Annotated in this window: 19 protein-coding genes; 5 read left to right on the top strand and 14 right to left on the bottom strand. The window is 33.6% G+C overall.

The window, feature by feature from the left end:
• Window positions 1-4 precede the first annotated feature (4 nt).
• From B4N66_RS01630 to B4N66_RS01615, 4 genes are all read right to left on the bottom strand, one after another.
• A complete protein-coding gene (locus B4N66_RS01630; protein ID WP_291091997.1) occupies window positions 5-463 on the bottom strand; it encodes an OsmC family protein in 459 nt (152 codons plus the stop codon).
• Window positions 464-465: 2 nt separating this feature from the next.
• On the bottom strand, window positions 466-1,758 hold the full coding sequence (locus B4N66_RS01625) for an O-acetylhomoserine aminocarboxypropyltransferase/cysteine synthase family protein (RefSeq protein WP_291091996.1): 1,293 nt from the start codon (window positions 1,756-1,758) through the stop codon (window positions 466-468).
• A gap of 590 nt (window positions 1,759-2,348) precedes the next feature.
• On the bottom strand, window positions 2,349-3,389 hold the full coding sequence (locus B4N66_RS01620; protein ID WP_291091995.1) for a T9SS type A sorting domain-containing protein: 1,041 nt from the start codon (window positions 3,387-3,389) through the stop codon (window positions 2,349-2,351).
• 119 nt (window positions 3,390-3,508) lie between these two features.
• The gene (locus B4N66_RS01615; protein ID WP_291091994.1) at window positions 3,509-4,411 is read right to left on the bottom strand and encodes a T9SS-dependent choice-of-anchor J family protein; all 903 of its coding nucleotides are present in this window, start codon (window positions 4,409-4,411) and stop codon (window positions 3,509-3,511) included.
• 312 nt (window positions 4,412-4,723) lie between these two features.
• On the opposite strand from B4N66_RS01615, the gene metK reads away from it, so the two are divergent.
• A complete protein-coding gene (gene metK / locus B4N66_RS01610; RefSeq protein WP_291091993.1) occupies window positions 4,724-5,974 on the top strand; it encodes a methionine adenosyltransferase in 1,251 nt (416 codons plus the stop codon).
• A 59-nt stretch (window positions 5,975-6,033) separates the two neighbouring features.
• On the opposite strand, the gene B4N66_RS01605 is transcribed toward metK, so the two are convergent.
• Complete coding sequence (locus tag B4N66_RS01605) at window positions 6,034-8,691, bottom strand: carboxypeptidase-like regulatory domain-containing protein (RefSeq protein WP_291091992.1); 2,658 nt, start codon at window positions 8,689-8,691, stop codon at window positions 6,034-6,036.
• 105 nt (window positions 8,692-8,796) lie between these two features.
• Window positions 8,797-9,705: a GLPGLI family protein gene (locus B4N66_RS01600; protein WP_291091991.1), complete on the bottom strand. Its 909-nt coding sequence runs from the start codon at window positions 9,703-9,705 to the stop codon at window positions 8,797-8,799.
• A gap of 124 nt (window positions 9,706-9,829) precedes the next feature.
• On the opposite strand from B4N66_RS01600, the gene B4N66_RS01595 reads away from it, so the two are divergent.
• Window positions 9,830-10,624, top strand: a complete 795-nt coding sequence (locus B4N66_RS01595) for a hypothetical protein (RefSeq protein ID WP_291091990.1) — start codon at window positions 9,830-9,832, stop codon at window positions 10,622-10,624.
• The gene (locus B4N66_RS01590) at window positions 10,624-11,238 is read left to right on the top strand and encodes a deoxynucleoside kinase (protein WP_248432786.1); all 615 of its coding nucleotides are present in this window, start codon (window positions 10,624-10,626) and stop codon (window positions 11,236-11,238) included. Before B4N66_RS01595 ends, B4N66_RS01590 begins: the two co-directional genes overlap by 1 nt.
• A gap of 8 nt (window positions 11,239-11,246) precedes the next feature.
• Here B4N66_RS01590 and B4N66_RS01585 read toward each other — a convergent pair whose 3' ends face one another.
• The 8 genes from B4N66_RS01585 to B4N66_RS01550 all read right to left on the bottom strand — a co-directional run bounded on the left by B4N66_RS01585 (window position 11,247) and on the right by B4N66_RS01550 (window position 24,457).
• Complete coding sequence (locus B4N66_RS01585; protein ID WP_291091989.1) at window positions 11,247-13,727, bottom strand: beta-mannosidase; 2,481 nt, start codon at window positions 13,725-13,727, stop codon at window positions 11,247-11,249.
• Complete coding sequence (locus tag B4N66_RS01580; protein WP_291091988.1) at window positions 13,720-14,391, bottom strand: copper homeostasis protein CutC; 672 nt, start codon at window positions 14,389-14,391, stop codon at window positions 13,720-13,722. The genes B4N66_RS01585 and B4N66_RS01580 overlap by 8 nt, the downstream gene beginning before the upstream one ends.
• Complete coding sequence (locus tag B4N66_RS01575; RefSeq protein ID WP_291091987.1) at window positions 14,388-15,389, bottom strand: isoaspartyl peptidase/L-asparaginase family protein; 1,002 nt, start codon at window positions 15,387-15,389, stop codon at window positions 14,388-14,390. The genes B4N66_RS01580 and B4N66_RS01575 overlap by 4 nt, the downstream gene beginning before the upstream one ends.
• A 1-nt stretch (window position 15,390) precedes the next feature.
• Window positions 15,391-17,655, bottom strand: a complete 2,265-nt coding sequence (locus B4N66_RS01570; RefSeq protein ID WP_291091986.1) for a beta-N-acetylhexosaminidase — start codon at window positions 17,653-17,655, stop codon at window positions 15,391-15,393.
• 85 nt (window positions 17,656-17,740) lie between these two features.
• Window positions 17,741-20,140: a sodium-translocating pyrophosphatase gene (locus tag B4N66_RS01565; protein ID WP_291091985.1), complete on the bottom strand. Its 2,400-nt coding sequence runs from the start codon at window positions 20,138-20,140 to the stop codon at window positions 17,741-17,743.
• A 111-nt stretch (window positions 20,141-20,251) separates the two neighbouring features.
• A complete protein-coding gene (locus tag B4N66_RS01560) occupies window positions 20,252-20,782 on the bottom strand; it encodes an inorganic diphosphatase (protein ID WP_291091984.1) in 531 nt (176 codons plus the stop codon).
• Between the two features lie 147 nt (window positions 20,783-20,929).
• Window positions 20,930-23,410, bottom strand: coding sequence for a DUF5686 and carboxypeptidase-like regulatory domain-containing protein (locus tag B4N66_RS01555; protein ID WP_291091983.1), 2,481 nt, complete (start codon window positions 23,408-23,410; stop codon window positions 20,930-20,932).
• 69 nt (window positions 23,411-23,479) lie between these two features.
• Complete coding sequence (locus B4N66_RS01550) at window positions 23,480-24,457, bottom strand: pyruvate dehydrogenase complex E1 component subunit beta (RefSeq protein WP_291091982.1); 978 nt, start codon at window positions 24,455-24,457, stop codon at window positions 23,480-23,482.
• Window positions 24,458-24,719: 262 nt separating this feature from the next.
• Between B4N66_RS01550 and B4N66_RS01545 the strand changes: the two genes are divergently transcribed.
• Window positions 24,720-25,466, top strand: coding sequence for an electron transfer flavoprotein subunit beta/FixA family protein (locus B4N66_RS01545; RefSeq protein WP_291091981.1), 747 nt, complete (start codon window positions 24,720-24,722; stop codon window positions 25,464-25,466).
• A gap of 41 nt (window positions 25,467-25,507) precedes the next feature.
• Window positions 25,508-26,476, top strand: a complete 969-nt coding sequence (locus tag B4N66_RS01540; protein ID WP_291091980.1) for an electron transfer flavoprotein subunit alpha/FixB family protein — start codon at window positions 25,508-25,510, stop codon at window positions 26,474-26,476.
• Window positions 26,477-26,575: the final 99 nt, after the last annotated feature.

Below are 26,575 nucleotides of genomic sequence, written 5' to 3'. Positions count from 1 at the left end.
TGTATTATGCTGCTTCTGTGGTTGAGAATTCTTTTAATAAAGTCAGCTCAACCGGAGTGGGATTAATCAGATTGTCTTGAATGGGACAGCGATTTTCAACGGCTTCAATCCAATTTTTCAACTCTTCCAAAGTAGCATCAGAAGTAGGTTTAACCACGACCTGAATTGATTTGAATCCGGCTCTTTCATAGCTAATTTTTCCCTGGTATTTGTCTAAACTTAGGGTTCCGGAAACTTCAACTTGAAGTGATTTTAAAGTTATACCTTGTTCTTTTGCTACTAATTTTCCAACTGCATTGATGCAACCGGCGTAACCAGCGAGCAAATATTCCAAAGGACTTGGCCCTTCTAACTCGGGAAAATTTTCATTTTTACTGATTCGAACATCAAAATTTTGTGCTTTTACAACAAATTGATTATTGGCTTTGGCATAGCCCAATACGTTTACTATTTTCTGACTCATAATTAGGTTAATTGAGGGGTTTTTATGGTTTGAAATACTGCTTTTAAATCGGCTTTTAAATCTTCGATGTCTTCTAATCCGACGGAAAGACGAATTAAATCTTTGGTAACGCCGGTTGCTTCTTGATCGGCATCAGACAATTGTTGGTGCGTGGTGCTTGCCGGATGAATAATCAATGATTTTGTGTCTCCGATATTTGCTAAAAGCGAGAATAGTTTGGTTTCATCGGCTACTTTTTTGGCTGCTTCAAATCCGCCTTTGAGTCCGAATGTGACGATACCGCTTTTTCCTTCAGGTAAATATTCATCGGCTAAAACTTTGTATTTTGAAGTTTCCAAACCTGGATAATTTACCCACGCTACTTGTTCTTGACTTTGCAACCATTGGGCTAATGCCAATGCATTTTCGCTATGTTTTTTGATTCGGATTTCTAACGTTTCCAATCCTTGAATGGTTTGAAAAGCGTTGAAGGGACTTAATGCCGCACCGAAATCGCGTAAACCTTCGATTCGAACTTTAGCGATAAACGAGGCTGCTCCTAGAACTTCATAATATTTTAATCCGTGATAACCTGCTGAAGGTTCTGTGAATTCTGGGAATTTTCCGTTGCTCCAATCAAAATTTCCGGCATCGATGATGACTCCGCCTAAAGACGTTCCGTTTCCGGTAATGTATTTGGTTAAGGAATGAATAACGATGTCTGCTCCGTGTTGAATTGGGTTTAATAAATAAGGAGTTGCCACGGTATTATCAACAATAAAAGGCACTTTGAACGCTTTTGCTTCTTTTGAAATGGCTTTTAAATCGAGTACGTCTAATTTTGGATTACCAAGACTTTCAACAAAGTAAGCTCTAGTGTTTTCTTGCGAAGCTTTGGTGAAATTTTCCGGATTGGATGGATCTACGAATGTGGTGGTGATGCCTAACCTTGGTAAGGTTACACTTAACAAATTGTATGTTCCGCCATACAAACTGTTGGAAGCAACGATGTGATCACCCGCTTTTAATAACGTTAAGAAGGTTGTTGCGATGGCGGCAGTTCCTGATGCGGTGACTACAGCTCCTATTCCACCTTCTAGAGTTGCTAAGCGTTGTTCTAGAATGTCGTTGGTAGGGTTGTTTAGTCGTGTGTAGATAAAACCGGCTTCGGCTAAACCAAAAAGATTGGCTGCGTGTTGAGAGTTATTAAATACATACGAAGAGGTTTGATAAATTGGGACGGCTCTTGTTCCTGCGTTTTTGGTTACATCGTGTCCTGCGTGTAATGCGTTAGTGGAGAATTTTTGTGTGCTCATTTTTTTAAGTATTAAGATTAATGTATTAAGTATTAAGATTATTCGATTTTTAGATTATTAGATTTTTGGATAAAAAAAGTCCTTTTGGATGGCTTACCAAAAGGACTTTAAACAAGTTATAACTAGATTATGTCTTTCGCTTTTGGCAATGAGGGATTGTGATACAACACATGTGCATCATCATACGGTTCATAATTATTTTTTTTGTAGTGTTCATTTTTTTTTAGTTGCTGAGTTACTGAGGTTCTGAGTTGGTGAGATATTTATATAAAAAAACCTCTGCTTTTGGGCAGAGGTTCAATTGTACTTATTTTAAAAAATTTAAAATTATGCAATAGGTTTCCTCTGCGGAGATTTCCACATCATACGACAACACATATTGCAAATTGTAAATTTCATTATTCAGATTTTGATTTGGCAAATGTAGAAATATTTTCTAAATAAAAAAATATTTTAGATTATTTTTCTAAATTTTATTATTTATAAATGGTTTAATAGATTTTAATTCTATACTATTTAATTTGTTTAGAAAAATAAATTAAAAAAATCCGGAACTAAGTCCGGATTTTAAACTTGATATTTTATATCAATTATTTTTTGATGATTTTTGTAGAACCAGAACCGTTATCAGTTTGTACAGTTACAAAATACATTCCTGATGTTAAATCAGAAATATTTACTTCTGTTGAAGACAAAGAATTAACGTTGATGTTTTTTACAGTTCTTCCGTTAAGGTCAGTTAAAGTTACATTTTCAATGGCTGAATTACTTTCAATATTAAAAATATCATTTGCCGGATTTGGATAAACTTTAAAAGCTTTATCAACAATTATGTTTTCTTGAGTTGAAAGAACATCATCTTCTGTAGCAACTGCTCCTACAATAAAATTATCAACTTTGAAAAGTGATGAAACAGTATTTCCAGTACCACCAATAACCGCTACATCAACTTCGATGATATTAAAATTCGCAGCAGCACCATCATAATAACCATCAACACTTGCTGCAGTACTAACCCAACTAACTCTTCCTGTAGTCTGGTTATAAATCACTTCCATATCAATCCAAGAATTTGAAGGCACCACCAAACCGCCAGTTGCAAAATTTATTAAATAAGTATTTAATGTACCCGCATTATTTAAATAACACAAACCTTGCAAAATTTTTGTTGATGCAACTAAATTAAATCCTGCGATTAATAAAGGCGTTGCTTCAGGATCAGCTACTGTTCTTCCATAAATTAAAACTCTATAAGTGTTTGCACTTGTAGTTGGTCCGCCTGTAAAAAAATCAGTTTTCACTTTTAGCACATTATTTCCAGCTTCTCTAGCTGTCCATGCACCTTCAACCGCTTCTTTCCAAGCAAATTTGTTTTCAGTTGTAGATGATCCTGTAATTTGTAGAACATTTGCGTTTTCACCAACTTCTGTTACAATTTGGAAATCTGTATTTGCACCTCCAGTTCCTGATGTAAAAGTTAACCAATCTCCTTGACCGGCTACTTCTCCAGTAAGATCGGTACCTAAATTTCCAAGAGTGTAAGCATTAAAATTGTCTGCTTGAAACAATTGAGCATTTACACTAGACACAGTTCCAAAAAGAACTAAAGTAGAAAGTAGTAGTTTTTTCATAATTAATAGTTATAAATTGATTTCCAAAATTAAAATAAAATAAGATACAATAGAGCGTTTTAACAAAAATAAAAAAGTTCGGATAAATCCGAACTTTTAAATCCTATATATTAAATAATTTAATTCTTCACAATTTTAGTAGAACCGATTCCTAAATCTGTTTCAACCGAAACAAAATACATACCTGAAGTTAAATCAGACACGTTTAATTCTGTTTGAGCAATTCCATTTAAGTTAAATGATTTAACGATTCTTCCGTTTAAATCTGTAACCTCAACACTATTAATTAATGTTGTAGAAGAAGAAAGATTAAGAATATCTTTTGTTGGATTAGGATATACTTTTAAGTTGTTTGCAAAAAAATCTTGTGTACTCAATGTAGTTGTAACTTGAAAATCATCTATTGCAAAACCAAACTGATCATCTGAAACACAATTAATTGCAATAAAGACATTTTGTCCTTGATATGCGTCCAAACTATAAGTATATTCTACCCATTGAGCTGTTGCAGGATTAACTACATGAGGTGCAGGGGTAATAAACGTAAAACTTGCTGTTTGATTGTTTGTAGTAGAAACACCTACTTTAAACTTTTCAAGTCCAAATCCTGTATCGCATGACTTTGCCCAAAAAGTTAAAGTATTGCCCGAAGCAGCTAATTGAATCTGAGGCGAAATCAACCAATCATTGTTAGCATTAATACCAGCTCCTGGTACAGCTGCAAAACAAACAGCAGCTTTTTGACCAGACCTGGCAGACCAATCACTTGTTGCGGAAGGTGTTAATGGCGGTGCAGTTGTTGTTGAATTAAAAATCTGGAATGATTTTGCTACACCAGTATTGGCAAAGGTAACCCCTTGAAAACCGTAAGTGTTTCTTAAATCAACATCTGTATTTGTCCAATCCCCGATTCCATCAATAATGAAATCATCATAAGCGTCAAAGTTTTCTTCAAACAACACTGTTTGGGAGTTTGAAGAAATTGAGAAAGCAAAAATACTTAAGAGTAATAGTTTTTTCATAAATCAAAAGTTTAATATTTTAAGACATAAAATTAATGTTTTTTTTTTAAAATCAAACAATTGAAGAAAAAATATTACAAATTAACTTTTCAGTGTACAAACAAAAATGCAAATGAAAAATATAATTTTTATTTTAATAAAAACCTCCATACATTTGCAACCAATTAAAAAGAGGAAAAATTTGTACTGATTGCAACCTCGTAAAAAAATGCTAAAGCAGAATTCTTCTTTAGTTATTTTCGTGCAATCTAGTTTTTTCGCTATCTTATAGTATTAATCCTGAAGAAATTCAGTTAAAATTAAATTGTATTTATGGCTTATTTATTTACGTCAGAGTCTGTAAGTGAAGGACATCCGGACAAAGTAGCAGATCAAATTAGTGATGCTTTAATCGATAATTTTTTGGCATTTGATCCAGAATCAAAAGTAGCTTGTGAAACATTGGTTACAACAGGTCAAGTAATTCTTGCCGGTGAGGTAAAATCAAACACTTATTTAGATGTTCAAACCATTGCAAGAGAAGTAATCAAAAAAATTGGTTACACCAAAAGTGAGTATATGTTTGAAGCCAATTCATGTGGAGTTTTATCAGCTATTCACGAACAATCTGCCGATATTAATCAAGGTGTTGACAGAGCAAGCAAAGAAGAACAAGGTGCAGGCGACCAAGGAATGATGTTTGGTTATGCCACAAATGAAACAGCAGAATACATGCCTTTAGCACTGAAATTATCTCACCAATTGTTACAAGATTTAGCAGATTTACGTAGAGAAAACAACGAAATCACCTATTTGCGTCCCGATGCAAAATCGCAAGTTACTTTAGAATATTCTGATGATAACAAACCGGTTCGAATTGATGCCATAGTAGTTTCTACTCAACACGATGACTTTGCAGATGAACCAACGATGTTAGCTAAAATAAAGAAAGATATCATTGATATTTTGATTCCAAGGGTTATTGCTAAAAATCCTCAATATGCTCATTTATTTAATGACAAAATTAAATACCATATTAATCCAACCGGGAAATTTGTAATTGGTGGTCCTCACGGAGATACCGGTTTAACCGGAAGAAAAATCATCGTAGATACCTATGGTGGAAAAGGAGCTCACGGAGGTGGTGCTTTTTCAGGAAAAGATCCTTCAAAAGTAGATAGAAGTGCTGCTTATGCTACTCGCCATATTGCTAAAAATTTAGTTGCTGCCGGTGTTGCAGATGAAATTTTAGTGCAAGTATCGTATGCTATTGGTGTTGCAGAACCAACTTCAATTAATGTGAATACCTATGGAACATCAAAAATAAATTTGAAAGACGGCGAAATCAGTAAAATTGTAGAAAGCATTTTTGATATGCGTCCTTATTTTATTGAACAACGTTTGAAATTGAGAAATCCAATTTACAGTGAAACGGCTGCTTATGGTCACATGGGAAGAACTCCCGAAACCGTTACCAAAACATTTAATGCTCCGGGAGGTTTATCAAAAACTGTTGAAGTGGAATTATTTACTTGGGAAAAATTAGATTTTATTGAGCCTGTAAAAAAAGCTTTTGGATTATAATTAGCTAACTCAACCATAAAAAACCCTGATTTTCATTTTGAAGTCAGGGTTTTTGCTTTTTATAAATTATATCTAAGTGTAAAAATTAAATATCGTGGTTGAACAACATACTGCGAAGTGGAATAAAATGATTGATTAAAACTATCATCATTTAATGATTTAGTATCTAATAAATTGGTTACGCCTACTTTATATTCCATTTTTGCATCTTTTTTTCGATAACTCAAACTTGTATTTAAAAAATCATATTCATTATTGATAGTTCCGTTTGCATTTGAATAATTATAATAATCATATTCTGCATTGAATGAAAATCCATCCAAAAAGAAATAATCTAAACGAGCAAATGGTTGTTGGGTTTTAAAAGTCGTACTTTCATAATCATTTAAAGTTATACTGTAACCCACTTCAATATTAGGCCATTGTTTAAACTGCGTCCCTAAAGAAGCTCTATAAATTTGGCTGAACGATTCGGTTGTTTGAAGCCTTTCAACCTCAACATTATTCAACTCAAAAACTCGAAGCGTATTGAATTTTGACCAGTTTAAATTGGCTCCAACATTTGCTTTATAATATTTTAAAAAAGTGCGTTGATAACCTATTGTTCCGTTTACACTTTCATTTTCAACATCTAAATTTACTCGTTCATTCAATTGATAGATACCATTAAAAAAAGCTCTATTCACAACCGGATCAGTCGTTTTAGAATAGATTAAATTACCAAAAATAGTTGTATAATTAAACAGATTGTATTTAAAATATCGCAAGGAATGAGTTTGTTGTAATGCATTTTCCAGCAAACGATTTCCTCTATTGAATGAGTTGAAATTGCTAAATGTTAATCCTTGTACAAAAGAATTTACATCACTAAAAACATTACTCATTCTGTAATTGTATGTCAAAGATTCCGATTTTTTTATTTGATATTGAGCAAAAACATCCGGTAAAATTCTTGAAAAATCATCTCTTACTTTAGAATTTAACTGTTCATTAAATGTGTTATATAAATGAAAACTTACGCCGGGATTGAACGTAAATTTACCTGTAATAAATTTATAATGAACACCTAAATAAGCATCATTAAAACTATAACGAACGTCATTTCTATAATCATCTGAATCTAAAACTAAATTAGTTCCATTATCCAATGCCTGAAAAATTCCGGAATTATAACTTTGGTAAGAATTGGTATTTCCTAAAGTGATATTAATATTACTTTTTGAAGTTAAGGAATAATAATAATCAATTTTAGCATCTAATTTATTGGTCTTAACAAATCGAGTTTGATTAATATTGAAGCTACTCTGATTTACATTAAAAAGTCCCAATTCTTCAAATGGTTCGTTTAATAAATTTGGATTGTAAAGCGGATCTTCATCCTGATAAAGGTGCTGCATTTCTAAAGCCCAAGTATTTTTTTCATCTTGAGTCCAAAACATATTCAAGCTTTGATTTAGTGTCAGCGGATCTTGCTTTTTAAATGAATTTATACTGTTGAAATTCTGACTTCCGTCAAAAGAAGTTTCATTTGTTTCTACCAAATTTGCTTCTTCCTGATTGGATCTTTTTAACGAAACATCGTAGTCAAACTGAAAATTCGTATTTGGTTTAAATTTCGAACCAAATTTTATAATCGACAAATTATTAGTCAAATTAGAGATATCATTTCTGGTTTCTTGCGTAGCGACTTCGGTAGAGTTGGGCAAAAAATATTCATAACGCGATTGTGTATTAGTTTGCGTTTTATCCGATGTAAAAACGGCAAAACCACTCACATTCCATGTTTTAGTAATTTGCTGAGTTACGTTTACTGCTCCAAATTTTGTATCAATTTCAGCCGCACGATTATTTCGCTGTGTTGAAATTCCTAAATCGTTAGAAGAAACATTAAAATTTGTTCCGCTACGACTAATTGTATTTCTTGAACCACCGGTTAACCTAAAATAATCACGAAGTGAAAAAGGCACATCGCCAATATTATTAAAATTTGAAAGTACGTTTATACTCGTATTCGGACTGTAGTAAAATAATTTTGGATTGATAATATAACGCTCATCCGGACCTACACCTGCAGAAATATCGCCGAACCAAAATTTATTTTTCCCTTTTTTGAGTTTTATATTGATAGCAATGTCATCATTATTATTTTCTAATCCACGAAGCTGACTCACTTCGGTGTAATTTCGCAACACTTGCACTTTATCGACCGCATCAGACGGAATATTTTTGGCTCCCAATTTGGTATCGCCTTCAAAAAACTTTTTCCCATCAACAAGTAACTGACTTACTTTTTTCCCTTCCACTTCAATTTCACCATCGGCATTTACATCTACTCCGGGAAGTCTTTTGAGTACATCTTCTAACTTTCTTTCTGTTCCTGTTTTAAAAGAATCTGCGTTATATATAATAGTATCGCCACTAATGGAAACAGGCATTTCTTGAACAATTTCTACACCTTCCAAATCAAAACCACCTTCTTTAAGAATTAATATTTTTTGAATATCATCTTCTTTCGTTTCAACCGAAACATCCAAAGGTTGGTAACCAATATAACTGACTTTGATTTTGTATGTTGAATTTGGTTTTAAGCTTAATTGAAATTTTCCTTTATCATTTGTAATAGCATAGGAATCCATCGCTTTTGTAACTTGATTCACAGCCATTACATTGGCCATTTCAAGTGGTTTTTGCAAAGAATCCTGTACAAAACCTTCCATCCTGACAGATTGTGCAAAAGAAAATATGGAAAACAATAAGCAAAGAGCTAAAAAATATTTTTTTATCATGTTGAAATGTTCCTAAATATTAAAAAATCATCAAAACTATCCGCCAATTCTAAACTGCGTTCCGCCTCTTCCGCCTTGACCTTGATTCATTTCACGCATTTCGGCCATTTTTTCCGTGACAATTTTATCATATTCAGCTTGTGTAACTTCTTTTCCTTTTTTAGGGGCTTTTATTTCTTTTTTATCTTTCGTATTCATTACAATTTTAGAGCAAAGTATAACCGTTTTTCCATCAGTTACTTCTAAAATTAATCCCGGTAAACCCCAGTAGTTTTCCGGACCTTGATTGATTGGAATATCAGGCGTGTACCAAGCTGTAATTTGCACTTCTGATGGCATTTCCCAACCATCCATAAAATTAGTTGTTTTGGTTTCTTCCTTTTTTTCTTCCTTTACAACTTCTTTGTCTTCCTTTTTTTCTTCCTCTTTTTTTCTTCTGAAATTTCTAAAATCAGATTGACTAACCGGTCTTACTGCCGTGGCTTTAAAACACAAATAATTGCCAATTTGTTTAGTCTCGCCTTCTAATTTCCAATCTAATTTTGGCAGGGTATCTTTTACTAAAAATTCTTTACCAAAAAACTCTTTATCAACTGTAAAAACTTTTTCTTTCACGTTTTTATAATGTGTTCCGCCGCCGCCCATCATATTACTCATCATTCGCATTCCGCCACCTTGTCCGGGAGCATCTAATTTTTCTTCTTCTTTATAGATAGATGCGTTTCTGTCGAAATTTAAAATAAATGTTTTTTCAAACATTTTTTTCATACGCTCTTCAAACATCTTTTGCATTTCAGGAGTAATTTCTCTGTTTCCGGCCAAAGTAGCTTTTGCATCTGCTGTGCTGGTTTTAGATTCATACACAGCCATACCTTGAAAATCCTGTGCAAACGCACTGATAACTGCCGCAAAAAAAGTAAGTAAAGTAACTACAATAGTTTTCATAGCAAAACGTTTAATGTTGATAGAACAAATATGACGAGTTATTTAGATTTTTGTTACCAACATTTTGTTAAAAAATAAGGTGTTCTGACTAAAAAATTATCGTTTTAATTGTACTTTAGCCAATATGAAAAAAATAGTTGTGTCTTTTTGGATTTTGTTTGTTGCGATTGGATTTTCGCAAGAGAAGAAGATTACACCAATTTTACTTTCCTCTCAACAACTTGTGGCAGATGAATTCATTGCAATGGACTCATTTGGCTATTATTATTATATAAAAGGAAATGTTTTTTACAAGCAAAAAGAAAATGAATTGTTTCAATATAAAAATCTTTCTTTAGGAAAAATTAAGCGTGTTGATTTACAAAATCCGTTGAAAATTGTTCTTTTTTATGAAGGATTCAATTCGGTTATAACGTTAGATAATCAATTAAATGAAACTTTATCATTTAACTTTTCCAAAATTCAAAACAATCCAATTGTAACTTCAGCGGTGGGATTAGCATCTCAAAACCGACTCTGGATTTTCAATTCGTTACAAATGCAGTTAGGATTATATGATTTTAACAAGCAGGTTTTTCAACCGTTGTCTCAGCCATTTCAAAATCCAATTCAATTCTATCAAACTGATTACAATCAATTTTATTGGATTGATTCAAACGGGCTAGTTTCATTTTGCGATGTGTTTGGAAAAATTTCTACCCTAGGACAAATTCCTAAATTTGATTCTGCACAAATTATTTCAAATGAAGTGATGGTTTATCAAATTGGAAATCAATTATATTATCACTATTTTAAAAACAACAAAAGTCCTCAAATCGATTTAGATGAAAAAATCGTCGAAAAATTTCTGATTAAAGACCAATTTTTGATTATTTTTACCAACAGCGAAATTAGAACCTATCAAATTAATTTACCATAATGCACATAGCAGTAGCAGGCAACATTGGAGCCGGAAAAACCACTTTAACTCGATTATTGGCCAAACATTTTAAATGGGAACCGCATTTTGAAGATGTGGTGGACAACCCGTATTTGGACGATTTTTATCATCAGATGGAACGCTGGTCGTTTAATTTACAAATTTACTTTTTAAATAGTAGATTCAGACAGGTTTTGCAAATTCGCGAAAGCGGAAAAAAAATTATTCAGGATCGAACGATTTATGAAGACTCACATATTTTTGCTCCTAATCTTCACGCAATGGGATTAATGACCAACAGAGATTTTAATAATTATAAATCGTTGTTTGAATTAATGGAAAGTATGGTTCAAGCTCCGGATTTACTAATTTATTTGAGAAGTTCGATTCCTAATTTAGTGAGTCAAATTCACAAAAGAGGGCGTGAATATGAAAACACCATTTCAATTGATTATTTAAGTCGTTTGAACGAACGTTATGAAGCTTGGATTCAAAGTTATGATAAAGGAAAACTGCTAATCATTGATGTGGACAACATTAATTTTGTTGATAATCCGGAAGATTTAGGGATGATTATTAATCGAATTGATGCTGAAATAAACGGATTGTTTTAAGCACTATTTTACTTTTTTTTTAGCGTATCAAATAGCGTCTTAATTTTCAGGTTTTGAACAAAATCGGATGTTTTGATTATTTTTTTCTGGTTTGGAAGTAAATCAAAGTAATTTGTATCGAATGTGATTCCTTCATCTTGCAAAAAAACACCTATCGCTAAAATATCTGATTTTAATTCAATTGTGTTTTTATCAATGTGATTTACTTGAATTGTTGGCTTTTTTAATGCTAATTCTTTCGGTTTAGCAAAAAAATGAATTGCTTCTTTTATTTGGTTTTCGGAAATAAATTCGGCTTGTAAAACAATCTCCTTTTTATCAAATTGATTTAAAATTGTTTCTGTTATTTTGAATTGAATTTCAGAAAAATTTGATTTGGATTTTACTAGCACGGAATCATTCCAAAGCTTATTTCCTTGAAAATCAATTATTTTTAGTTTCAATTTTCCTGAAAAATCCGACTGATTGTCATTGATAGTATAAATTTCAATTTCCGAATTATTTTGATAAACGTGAACCAAAAGTGGATCAAAACTTCTTTGGGTTTGATAATAAAATGCTTTTTTATCGCCATAATAGTCAATTGCACTCCACGATGTAACCGGCCAACAGTCGTTCAATTGCCAAAAAAGAGTTCCCATACAATTGGGCATAGCTCTTCGGTGAGCTTCGATGGCAATTTTCATTCCTCTCGCTTGTAACAACTGAGAAACATAGGCAAAATCCTCCAACTTTTCGGGAATAATAAAATCTCGTTCCATGTATTCACGAATAGTTTCAAATCCGGTTGGATGTTTTTGATGATTTTTAAATGCGTCTGAATTAAAATTCATCTCTTCTTTTGACAACACTTTTTGCAACGTTTCCACTGAAGGCATTCCTTGAAAACCATATTCGCTAACAAATCTTCCCACTTTTTGATTGTAGATTTCAAATGGTTCTTTTCCCCACCAAACTCCCCAATAATGGACATCTCCTTGTGTCAAACTTTCCTTTCGACCCCAACCTAATGAAGGTGATGATGGCCAATATCGGTTTTCATTTTTTGGCAACAAACTATCCAACGTTTTAGGAATTAATTGGTGAAAAAGTTTTTGATAATCGTTCCAAATTTTGGTAGAATCTGATTTTGAATAATTATACTGTTTTTGCCATCCCCAATTGTGCCAACCTTCATCATTTTCATTATTTCCACACCACAAAGCTATACTGGGATGATTTCGCAAACGGATGACGTTGTCAATCACTTCTTGCTTCACATTTTCTAAAAAATAATTATCGCCCGGATACATCGCACAAGCGAACATAAAATCTTGCCACACTAAAATACCATTTGAATCACAAGCATCATAAAATGCATCATCGGCATACACACCTCCGCCCCAAACACGTAGCATATTCATATTAGCATTTTTAGCTTCTTTTACCATAGAAAAATAAGTCGAATCTGTAATTCTCGGCAAAAAACTATCGGATGGAATCACATTGGCACCTTTTATAAAAACAGGTTTTCCGTTTAATTTAAAATAGAAACTTTTACCTTTTTCATCATTTTCCTGAACCAATTCTATAGTTCGCAAACCAATTTTTAATTCTTTTTCATCAATTATAGCTCCATTTTGTTCCAATGAGAATCTAAAAATATATAGATGTGAAACTCCCAAACCATTACACCACCATAAAATTGGATTTGAAATTTCAATTGGAATTTTTACAGTATTTTGTCCTTTTTTTAGTTGAAATGGAAATGGTTTCTCTCCTAATCTAATTTGATATTTACCGGATTTCTCTGTTGTAACTGTAAAAACAAAATCCATTTTTGCAATTTCGGTATTTAATAATTTTTGATCGTAAAGAATGTTTTCAATCTTAGCTTTATTCCAGAATTTTAAGTGTACTTTCTTCCAAATTCCGGCAGTTACGAAACGAGGAGCCCAATCCCAACCAAAATGATATTGTGCTTTTCGAACAAAGACACGTTCTTTTTCTGGCAATGTATAAGATAATTTCTGTGACTCTTCTTCTCCTTTTTTTGATGCTGATTCAAAATGAATTTCTATTGTATTTTTACCGATTTTCAACTGGTTTTTTACATCGATTTTCCAGCTTCTAAACATATTATCAGCCAAAAGCACCTTTTTACCATTTAAAAAAACAGTTGCATATGTATCTAAACCATCAAAATTTAGTTCGATAATATTGTTTTCTAATTCATCTTTAGTTATTTGAAAATCTGTTTTGTATAGCCAGTCTTCCTCTTCAATCCATTGCAATTCTTTTTCATTTGCTCCAAAAAAAGGATCCGGAATCAAGTTATTTTGAAATAAATCGGTGTGAATGGTTCCCGGCACTTTAGCAGAAAACCAATTGGAATCGTTAACTTTTTTAAATGTCCAATTTTCAGAAGATAAATCGCGGGAAGAATTTTGAGAAAACCCCAAAAAAGAGCAAAAGAAAAAAACAAGTATGCTCAGCCAATTCTTATCCATTTAATTTTGATTTTAATGCTTGTATTTCTGTAATATCTGCCATTCCATTTCCATCAATTATTGCAGAAGAATGATAAAAATCTGCTTTAACAATTTGATTTAGTTCACTGATATTTGAAGATCTTAAACCACCACCAGGCATAATGGTTATTCTATTGGATGCCTTCTCAACTAATTGCTTCAAAAGTTGAATTCCTTCGGTCACATTTGGTTTTGTTCCTGAAGTTAAAATAGTCGAAAATCTACATTCTATAACATCTTCCAAAGCTTGTTCATAATCTAAAACTTCATCAAAAGCACGATGAAAAGTACACGGATAAGGTTTGGTCAATTCGATTAATTCTATATTCTTTTGTTTGTTTATGGAATTATCTTCGTTTAAAATTCCAAATACAAAACCATCTACACCAAGCTTTTTCATTTCAACAATAGAAGATTTCATTTGTCCGATTTCTTCTTCACAATAGACAAAATTTCCGCCTCTCGGGCGAATCATTACATATAAATCGATTGTCAATTTTTGACGAACTTCTTTTACTGTTTCTAAATTTGGAGTGGTTCCACCTACTTCAATTCCGTCACATAATTCCACTCTATCCGCATTTGCATTTTGAGCAATAGTTGCAGATTCTGCATTAAAACAAGCTATTTCCAGTTTACTCATTCTTTCAAATAATATTCAGCATCAATTAAACGATTTCCCGCATTATCATAAAGAGCATAATTAAATCCGCCTTGAACGCAATACGATCCGTGTTCTCCTTTTTTATTAAGAGCAATAAAACCAACTTGAATATCTTTTAATTCCTTGTTTCTATTTCTTGTCAGCTTTACAATTCGCATCACCGCTTCTTCACACGCTTTTTGAGGACTCAAACCTTGTCTCATCAATTCTACGACCAAATGACAGCCTGAAATTCGGATAACCTCTTCGCCGTGACCGGTTGCTGTTACTGCACCAATTTCGTTATCAACATACAAACCCGCACCAATAATCGGAGAATCGCCCACACGACCGTGCATTTTAAAAGCCATTCCGCTCGTTGTACAAGCTCCCGATAAATTCCCATTTGAATCCATCGCAATCATGCCAATCGTATCGTGATTTTCAATATTTGCTTTGGGTTGATATTCACTTTTTTTCAACCATTCTTTCCATTCTTTTTTGGATTCTTCTAACAAAAGATTTTCTTTTTTAAAACCTTGTTGCAAAGCAAATTGCAAAGCACCTTCTCCCACCAACATAACATGAGGCGTTTTTTCCATCACGGCTCTTGCTACAGAAATTGGATGTTTGATATGTTCCAAACAAGCGACTGAACCAATATTTGAAAATTCGTCCATGATGCACGCATCGAGTGTAACGCGACCGTCTCTGTCCGGTCTTCCGCCATAACCTACGCTTCTTTCTGTGGGATCGCCTTCTGGAATTTTTACGCCTGCTTCAACTGCATCCAAAGCTCTGCCATTATTTTTTAGAATTTCCCATGCGGCTTCATTAGCGGGAATTCCAAATCGCCATGTGGAAAGAACAATTGGTTTTTTTATTGGCTTATCTTCAAAAGTAATAGTATCTTCTTCAACTTTTTGCTGAAAAGATTGCAAAGCAATTGCTGCTGATGCTAATGCCGTTGTCTTTAAAAATTTTCTTCTGTTTGCCATATTATTCAACTGAAATTTCATCAATGAACAGCCAAGCATTAGAACCTGAACCGGGGTTCCCATCCGGAATTATTCCTAAATTTTTGGCTATTACTTTGAAATATTTTGCTTTTGTATTTTTAAAAATGCCTTCAATATTTCCGTTTAAATTTTCGATTTCTGTGGATGAAAACTTTTTCATCGAAATGAATTTTTTACCATCTTCAGAAGATAGAAATTCAATTTCTTTTGGGAAATAAATCCAACTTCCTGTACTTTTTAAAACATTCAATTTTATTTTAGAAATTGTTTCAATTCTATCTAAATCAATTGTTGCAACGACATCTTTTCCTGAAAATCCGAGCCAATCTCTGCCAAATTTGGATGGATTGCCTTTCATTCCGTCCACTAAAGTAAAACTTCCGCCAATTCCATAATTTTCATGCGGTTGATGTTCTAAACTAATTTTCTTTCCGGATGATTTGTTGATGTTGAACGTTTGTTCAATTGTGTTACTTTTTTGCTTTTCGTTTTCAAAATAAGCCGCTTTGATGGTGCAACTATTTGTGACTGAAATGGGATTTGTATAAATCATTGATTTTTTTGTTGGTTCCGAACCATCAATTGTAAAACGAATTCCTTTTGGATTGACGGCTTTCAAATTAAATTCTACACCATTTTTTCCTGAAGAAACTTCGGTCGTTACTTCGTAAATTGCTTTGCTGTAATTGATGCCGCTTTTTTCATAAAAATCAAAATGGGTGATTAATCTATTTTCGAAATCTTTATAATTCGAAACATTTGCTGTTCCCCACAAAACTTCAGAAAGTGCTGCCATACGTGGCATAATCATATATTCAACGTGCTCTGGAGTTTCAATATATTCCGTCCAAACATTGGCTTGAGCACCGAGAATATAAGTCGCTTCTTCCTTTGATAATTCGTTTGGTGTTGGGTTAAAAGAGTACACTTTTTCAACAGGAGTATATCCTCCAAAGGCAATCGGTTCGTTTTTTGGATCACCTTGATAATGATCAAAATAACAGTGAGAACCGGGAGTCATAACCACAAAATGCTTTTGTTTCGCTGCGGCAATTCCGCCCTCAGTTCCTCGCCAGCTCATTACAGCGGCATTTGGAGCGAGTCCGCCTTCCAGAATTTCATCCCAACCGATTATTTTTCGTCCTTTACTATTGACAAACTTTTCAATTCGTTGAATAAAATAACTTTGTAATTCGTGTTCGTCTTTTAATCCTTCTTTTTTGATTAACGATTGACAATGTGGACAGCTTTTCCATCTTACTTTCGGACTTTCATCGCCACCAATATGAATGTATTTTGAAGGAAACAAATCGATTACTTCTGATAAAATGTTCTCTAAAAAAGTAAAAGTTTCATCTTTCGGGCAAAAAACATCATCCAAAACACCCCAAACTTTTGCTACTTCAAAAGGGCCTCCTGTGCAAGAAAATTCAGGATAGGATGCTAAAGCGGCCAATGCGTGTCCGGGCATTTCGATTTCCGGTACAATCGTCACATGTCGTTGTTGAGCATATTTTACGACTTCTTTAATTTCTTCTTGAGTGTAAAATCCTCCATAACGAAGGGTGTCAAATCTTTGCTCGTTATAATGACCAACCATTGAGCCATCACGCCAAGCTCCAACTTCTGTGAGTTTTGGATATTTTTTAATCTCAATTCGCCATCCTTGATCATCCGTTAAATGCCAATGAAACGTATTCATCTTATACATAGATATGTAATCAATGTATTTTTTGATAAAATCGATTGAGAAAAAATGACGACAAACATCAAGGTGCATTCCTCGCCATTTGTATTTGGGTTCATCAACGATAGTTACACAGGCTATTTTTACATTATCTGATTGTTGAAATGGAATGGATTGTAAAAAGGTTTGAATTCCATAAAATAATCCTTGATTAGAAAATGATGAAAGTTGAACTACATTTTTAGAAATTTTAAGTTCATATTTTTCTTTGTCAAAGTCTGTCGAATCAGGAATTTGAATTGACATTTGAATACTTTTTCCTTTTGAATAAGAGGAAGTGATTTGTAAATCTAAACCCGTTTTCAACTTAATATTTTCTTTCAAAAATAACGCTTCAAAAGAATTTATATCTGAAGAAAAAATGACTGTATTTTTATCAAGTTCAAAATACTCATTCTTAAATTCAATTTGTTTAGGAATTGGAATGAGTGGCAAGTTCTCTTGACTATATCCCAAAAAGGACAGAAATAGAAAGAAAGAAAGAAAAAATTTAGTCATGAGAATTTATTTGTTCATGCTAAATTTAGTAAAAATAAAAATGCCTCGCAGTTGCAAGGCATTTTTTTATTCTATTTTCAAAAAATTATTGCTTTTTAAATTCTTCAATTTTTGCAGTAACTTCTTCATCTGTTCCAACAAAAGTTTGAGTAGAAGTTTTAGTTTCACCATCAACAGTTGTGTTAATTGTAACATTTGCGGTTACAACACCATCTGCAGTTTTTGATTTATCAATTGAAATTTCTTTGTTTTCAGATTTTACAACTGCATCAATAACTTCGATTGCTTCCACTTCTTCAACAACGGTAACCGCATCGTGACCACCTAAAATTGGAGCAATTACTAAACCTATTAAACACGTTAATTTGATTAAGATGTTCATTGAAGGTCCTGAAGTATCTTTAAACGGATCACCAACAGTATCTCCGGTTACAGCTGCTTTGTGAGCATCAGAACCTTTGTATGTCATTTCACCGTTGATCATAACACCGGCTTCAAATGATTTTTTTGCATTATCCCAAGCACCACCGGCATTGTTTTGGAACACAGCCCAAAGTACTCCCGAAACAGTAACTCCAGCCATATAACCACCTAACATTTCGGCGATTAATTTGTTATCATATCCAATCAACATTGGTAAAACCGCAATTAAAATAGGGAAACCAATCGTCAAAATTCCTGGCAACATCATTTCGCGTAAAGCGGCTTTTGTAGAAATTTCAACACATTTACCATATTCAGGTTTTCCTGTTCCTTCCATAATTCCAGGAATTTCTTTGAACTGACGACGAACTTCATATACCATATCCATTGCCGCTTTTCCAACTGAATTCATTGCTAAAGCAGAGAATACAACCGGAATCATTCCACCCACAAACAACATCGCTAAAACCGGAGCTTTAAAAATGTTGATTCCGTCAATTCCTGTAAACGTTACATACGCAGCAAATAATGCTAACGAAGTTAACGCTGCAGAAGCAATGGCAAAACCTTTTCCGGTTGCAGCAGTTGTATTACCAACAGAGTCTAAAATATCGGTACGCGTACGAACTTCTTTTGGTAATTCACTCATTTCGGCAATACCACCGGCATTATCAGAAATTGGTCCGAAAGCATCAATTGCTAATTGCATTGCTGTTGTAGCCATCATCGCAGAAGCAGCTAAAGCCACACCATAGAAACCAGCTAATGCATACGAAGCCCAAATAGCACCTGCAAAAATTAAAACCGTTGGGAAAGTAGAAATCATACCCGTTGCTAAACCAGCAATTACATTTGTTCCTGCTCCGGTTGATGATTTTTGTACAATTGCCAAAACCGGTTTTGTACCCAATCCTGTGTAATATTCTGTTACAGATGAAATAACACCCCCAACAAATAATCCAACAATGGTAGCATAGAATACTCTCATTGATGAAATTTCTTTTAAACCTTCTCCAAAGAATTCCATATTCATTGTTTCAGGCAACATATATTTTACTAATACAAAGCAAGAAATAGCTGTTAACACAATAGATGCCCAGTTTCCTAAGTTTAAAGCACCTTGTACTTCTTTTTCTTTTGAGTTGTTGTCTTTAATTTTCACCAACATCGTTCCGATGATGGAGAATAAAATTCCAAAACCGGCAATTGCCATTGGTAATAAAATTGGACCGATTCCGCCGAAAGCATCATCAATTGAACCTCCCATATCTTTAATCACATAATTTCCTAAAACCATTGCGGCTAGAACAGTTGCTACATACGAACCAAATAAATCGGCACCCATTCCGGCAACGTCACCTACGTTATCACCAACGTTATCGGCAATTGTTGCAGGATTACGAGGATCATCTTCAGGGATTCCAGCTTCTACTTTACCAACTAAATCAGCACCCACATCGGCAGCTTTAGTATAAATACCACCACCCACACGAGCAAATAAGGCAATTGATTCAGCACCAAGAGAAAAACCTGCTAATGTTTCAAGAACAATTGTCATGTCTTCTGTAGATGTCCATGTTCCATTCATAAAGTAATGAAACAATATAATGAAGAAACCTGTTAGACCTAAAACGGCTAAACCGGCAACACCTAATCCCATAACGGTTCCACCACCAAAAGAAACTTTTAAAGCTTGTGGCAAGCTCGTACGAGCCGCTTGTGTTGTTCTAACATTAGTTTTTGTAGCGATTTTCATTCCCATATTTCCAGCTAAAGCCGAAAAAACAGCACCGAAAATAAATGCAACTACTATTAATATATGTGTTGTTGGAACGATAAATGAAATTCCTGCTAAAGCTATACTCGCTCCAATAACAAAGAAAGTTAATAATCGATATTCGGCTTTAAGAAAGGCCAAAGCACCTTCGTAGATGTAATCTGAAATTTCTTTCATCTTTCCATCGCCGGCATCTTGCTTTAAAACCCAAGCTCTTTTGGCCCACATAAAAGCTAATCCTATTAATGCCATGATTATTGGCACATAAATCATAATTGAATCCATAAATATGTATTTTATAATTTTTTTAACGATTGCAAAAGTAACAAAATAGGAATAAAAAAAAGCAACTATTCTAAATTGAATGTTGCTTTTTTTAATAAAATACTAAATTCTTTAACGAATACTAAATAAACCTGCTACTTTGTTTTCTAAATTAGCAAAACGATCGACACATTTTACAATGATTTCTTTGGCTTCGTTCACATCTCCCCAACCTTCTACATCCACTTTTTTCTGTTCTAAATCTTTATAAACTTGGAAAAAGTGTTCAATTTCTTTTAATAAATGTGGATTTACATCGGACAAATCGTTTAGTTTATTCCAAACCGGATCGGAAACCGGCACACAAATCACTTTTTCATCCGGTCCTTTTTCGTCTGCCATGTGGAAAACACCGATTGGTTTAACTTCCATTACACATCCGGGAAAAGTTGGTTCTGTCACTAAAACCAATACATCCAAAGGATCTCCATCTAATGCTAATGTTTCAGGAATGAATCCGTAATCGGCAGGATACATCATCGATGAGAAAATCATTCTGTCATAACGGATTTTTTTTAATTCAAAATCGTATTCATATTTATTTCTGCTTCCTTTTGGTATTTCGATTAATACATCAAAAGTATTTTGTTTTGCTGGACTCATAAGTTTATTTTCTTTTCAAAATATTTAGGACTGCAAAGGTAATACCTTGCAATCATAAGTTTATCCGAAATTTAATTTTTAAGGAATTAATAATATTGTCCATAAATGTTTATGAACAATTAAAAAAAGGAGATGAATTTTTTTGAATTAAAAATAAAATCCGAAAGAACCTTTAATTGTAAAATTATTAGCATCGGGCAGATTTCTGTAATTTCCTCGCCAAGAACAATCGATTCGGAATACTTTGAAAATATTTCCGATTCCCACACTATATTCCCAATACGGCTTATCGGGAGCTAAATACGTTAATGTGGAAGCATTTAGTGCTCTATTTTCATCAGAAACTGAACCAACAACTGCTTTAACGCCAATTATTTCTCTTAAATTCATTTGTCGTAAACCTGGAATTCTTGACAAAATTCTTCCCAAAAAGTGATGTTCTAATTGCAATGTTGCATATTCATCAGTCACAAATTCGTAGAAATTCAAGTTATTAAACGTGTTTTCAATTAAAAAATACGATTGATTTCCGGGCACCACACTCATTAATCCTAATGGAACTTCGCCGAATGTTTTGCCCACTTCTGTGATAACATTTAATCTTCCAAAACCACCCACCAAAATAGGTTGCTTGACGTATAACTGCACTTTTTGATAATCAAAATCGCTATCAAAAACACCTTTTAAACCTTGACTGTAATTAAGAAATATTCTTGTGAACGGACTATCAACTATGCTTCTTTCTACACCATAACCAACAGTTTTTCTTCTTGGAGTATAATCAACCGACATATAAACTTCCGATTGAGCTACTTCGCTTTTAATGCCGCTTGGAGAATCGGGCGAGAAATAATCTAAACTAAATTTTTCCCAAGCGGGTTTGAGCGTTCTGTATGAAAATCCGGTTTCAAAAGTTAGGTTTTTTATGGGTTCCATATTTAAAGAAACCATGCTTAAATTGATACTCGTTAAATTATCATTGGCTCCTGACATAAACAATCCGTTTGAGGCAAAGCTTCTGCCAAGCACGTTGTTTGTTGTGGTTAAACTGGCTCCAATTTGTTCAATATCACGCCTATTACCACCTTCGAGAATTAGCCTATTTCTTTTGTTCAATAATACTTTACCTGAAACGCCATATTTGAATTGATTGTCGTCAAAACCATATGCTGTATAAAATTGCAAACGCCACGGATCATTTTGACCAAAATAGGTTCTTCCACCTGCTCGCAATCTAAAACCTTCTACTTCATTATAACCAAAGGTTGAAAAAATCGGGCCGATGTCAAAATTTCCTTTTTGAATATAACCGCTTCCTAAAATGGCCACCAAATCATACATTTGCTTGAATTTTTTCACTGTTTTTAGTGTATCAAGCATTTTGTAAACCCCTAATTCATCTTTGCTTAAATTTTCGAATCGGTTTTGTTGCCAATACTCATCCGGTCGGCTATACACCTCATTATCAATAAAATTGACTTCTTGTTTATAGAATTCTTTTGGTTTTTCTTGATTGAATTGATGATTTTTGAATAAGGTTGTTCTTTTACCATAAACTCCTTGTGATTCCTCTTTCTTGTTGAAAGCGAAATCGGACATCATATGATCTCTTTTTAGTAAGAACACAGAATCACTAACCACTTCAAAATCTTGTTCAATATAAATTTCTTTTACCCAGTTGATGTTGGCACTTTTGGTCACTGCCATGTTGATGTTTTTGATGGCAAATGTGGTATCATTCACCCAAAAATCACCTTTAAAGGTAAGTTCCCCTTTTCTTCTTGGATAATAAACAATGTTATAACACCATTTATTATCGATATACATACTATCGGTTAAGGCATAATTGTACACATCAATTCCGGTTCTGGACAATGGACTTACAAAATCTTTATCAAAAAATTTCAGGTAATTATCGTAAATATCATAATCGGCATACAAATCTTTTACAAAAGCGATAATTTGCTGATTATTACTGAAACCTGAATTTTTATTCGCTTTTAGAATTTCTTTTTCCTTTTTGGAAGTATTATCACCGTACACTTCAGAAAGTGATTCGTTTATAAATATCGGGAGATAGGTTTTTCCGGTGATAGCAGAAGTGTCCATTTGTTCAAAAACAAATTCCATTCCTCTAAAAACGCGGCTTTTCATGGTGGCACTATCGATGGTGTTTAAGTCAAATTCAACTTTTTCGTATTTGTCATACTGGTATTGATTGAATTGTCGCAAGCCATTTTTTCGTTTTCTTTCCCAAATTTTCCGAAGAATATCAATTGCAGGATTATTTTTTTTTGATAATTTTCCCGATACTAAAACCACTTCACGAAGCGTTTCGCCTTCGGTTAAAGTTACTTTCATGTTATAGGTAACCGATTTTTCAAGTTTAACATCTTGAGCAGTGTAGCCTATAAATGAAACTATTAAAATAGCATGATTCTTTTCAGATTCTAAATAAAATCGACCATTTTCGTTGGTTATTACACCTTCGGTTGAATTTTTGAAATAGACGTTCGCAAACGGAATTGGATCATTATTTTCATCTACAACAATACCGCTTACTTTGGTTTGAGCAATTATTGAGGCTGAAAAGAGAAAAAATAATATAAAGAGGCTTTTAATTTTCATAGCAATTTGTAAAAAAAAACTTCATCAAAAATTGGATTGATGAAGTTTCAAATATAGTTTTTATTTTGATTATTTATACAAAACCTTTTTTACTGCTTTTACGACATCGGATGAATTTGGCAGCCACTCTTTTAATAAAGTAGGAGAATAAGGTGCTGGAGTATCAGCGGTTGTGATTCGTTGAATTGGAGCATCTAAATAATCGAAAGCTCTTTCTTGAACCATATAGGTAATTTCAGAAGCAACGCTGGCAAATGGCCAAGCTTCTTCTAAAACTACTAAACGATTTGTCTTTTTCACTGATTTTAAAATGGCATCATAATCCATCGGACGAACTGTTCTTAAATCGATAATTTCACACGAAATTCCTTCTTTAGCCAATTCATCAGCAGCGGTATAAGCTTCTTTGATAATTTTTCCGAAAGAAACGATGGTTACATCAGAACCTTCTCTTTTTATATCGGCAACACCAAGTGGAATAGTGTATTCTCCTTCAGGAACTTCCATTTTGTCACCATACATTTGTTCAGATTCCATAAAAATGACCGGATCATTATCACGAATGGCAGCTTTTAATAAACCTTTTGCATCATAAGCATTTGATGGAACTACTACTTTTAGACCCGGTGTATTGGCAAACCAATTTTCAAAAGCTTGAGAGTGTGTTGCTCCTAATTGTCCGGCAGAAGCGGTTGGACCACGAAAAACCATCGGCATAGGAAATTGTCCGGCCGACATTTGACGCATTTTTGCTGCGTTATTTATAATTTGATCAATTCCAACCAAAGAAAAGTTGAAGGTCATAAATTCTACAATCGGACGACATCCGTTCATCGCTGAACCTACGGCAATTCCGGCAAATCCAAGTTCGGCAATTGGTGTATCAATTACACGTTTTGGTCCAAATTCATCTAACATTCCTTTTGAAGCTTTATAAGCTCCGTTGTATTCTGCTACTTCTTCACCCATTAAATAAATGCTTTCGTCACGACGCATTTCTTCGCTCATGGCCTCACAAATTGCTTCTCTGAATTGAATTGTTCTCATATTTCTAATTTCTTAAGTCTTTTTATCGAAAGGCAAAAATAAATATTTTAAATTACTTTAATGCATAATTTATCGCTAAAATAATTCGCAATAGTAACTGCTTTTCTAAATATAAATTGCAAAAAAATGTTTCAAAAAATTCTAAAATCAATATTATTACTTACGAAAACGATATAATACTGAAAAAATATTATGCACGCATACTAAAATTTGAAAAATAATTCGTAATTTCGTAACCGAAAAAATAATCTAAATCTATTATATGAAAATATTAGTTTGCATCAGTCACGTACCTGATACTACTTCAAAAATTAATTTTACGAACGGCGATTCTGAATTTGACACGAATGGTGTTCAGTTTGTTATCAATCCGAATGATGAATTTGGTTTAACCAGAGCAATTTGGTTTCAAGAGCAACAAGGAGCCAATGTAACTGTTGTAAATGTGGGCGGACCGGATACGGAACCAACGTTGAGAAAAGCATTAGCAATCGGAGCAAATGAAGCCATCAGAATAAACGCCAAACCAACCGACGGATTTTTCGTAGCCAAACAATTAGTCGAAGTAATCAAACAAGGTCAATATGATTTAGTAATTTGCGGTAAAGAATCATTAGATTATAATGGTGGAATGGTTCCCGGAATGATTGCAGGTTTATTGGGTTATAATTTTATCAACTCGTGTATTGATCTAAAAGTAGATGGTTCATCTGCCAAAGTAATCAGAGAAATTGATGGTGGAAAAGAAACCAGTTCGGCATCTTTACCTTTGGTAGTTGGCGGACAAAAAGGATTAGTGGAAGAAAAAGATTTACGCATTCCAAACATGAGAGGAATTATGACTGCTCGCACAAAAGCGTTAACAGTTTTAGAACCAATCGATGCAACTATCAGCACGAAAGCGGTAAAATTTGAAAAACCGGCTCCAAAATCAACAGTGAAATTAGTAAGTGCTGATAATTTGGATGAATTAGTGAGTTTGTTACACAACGAAGCTAAGGTTATCTAATTCCATTTAAAATTTAAAATTCATCATTTAAAATATAAATTATGTCATTATTAATATATGCAGAATCGGCTGAAGGAAAATTTAAAAAAGTAGCTTTCGAATTAGCTTCCTATGCAAAAAAAGTAGCAGAATCATTAGGAACAACTGTAACAGCTGTAACAGTAAACGCTTCTGATGTTTCAGAATTATCAAAATACGGTGTAGATAAAGTATTGAAAGTAACCAACGATAAATTGGCAACTTTTAATGCAAAAGCTTTCGCAGATGTAATCAAACAAGCAGCTCAAAAAGAAGGTGCAAGAGTGATTGTGCTTTCATCAACAACAGACAGCATTTATCTTGCTCCGTTGGTTGCTGTAGGATTAGAAGCAGGTTATACATCAAATGTGGTTGGATTGCCGTTGAGCACTTCGCCATTTCAAGTAAAAAGAAATGCTTTTTCAAATAAAGCGTTCAATATCACTGAAATTTCTACTGATATAAAAGTGTTAGGTTTGGCTAAAAACTCGTATGGTTTAGTTGAAAGTAGTTCAACTTTATCAACCGAAGATTTTTCTCCAAGTTTAAACGATGCTGATTTTAATGTAAAAGTTGAAAACGTAGAAAAAGTAACCGGAAAAGTAACAATTGCAGATGCAGAAGTTGTAGTTTCAGGTGGTCGCGGATTAAAAGGTCCTGAAAACTGGGGATTAGTTGAAGATTTAGCGGCCGTTTTAGGTGCTGCAACAGCTTGTTCTAAACCGGTTTCGGATTTAGGTTGGAGACCTCACAGCGAGCACGTTGGACAAACCGGAAAACCTGTTGCAACGAATTTATATATTGCGATTGGAATTTCAGGTGCGATTCAGCATATTGCCGGAATCAACTCGTCTAAAGTAAAAGTAGTTATCAATTCTGACCCCGAAGCTCCTTTCTTTAAAGTAGCCGATTATGGTGTAGTTGGTGATGCTTTTGAGATTGTTCCTAAATTGACTCAAAAATTAAAAGAATTTAAAGCTCAAAATTCATAATTTTTTATAAATTGTGCCCTCATTGGGCTATCTAAATCGAGATAGTTGTATCTTTGTTTGGATAGCCCATTTTTTTATTACTAATTAAGCATAAATGCC

It is taken from the genome of Flavobacterium sp. UBA2787, assembly GCA_002352205.1.
Lineage (GTDB): Bacteria > Bacteroidota > Bacteroidia > Flavobacteriales > Flavobacteriaceae > Flavobacterium.
The sequence above is the reverse complement of the archived record's forward strand: the minus strand, read 5'-3'. Positions and strand labels throughout refer to the sequence as shown.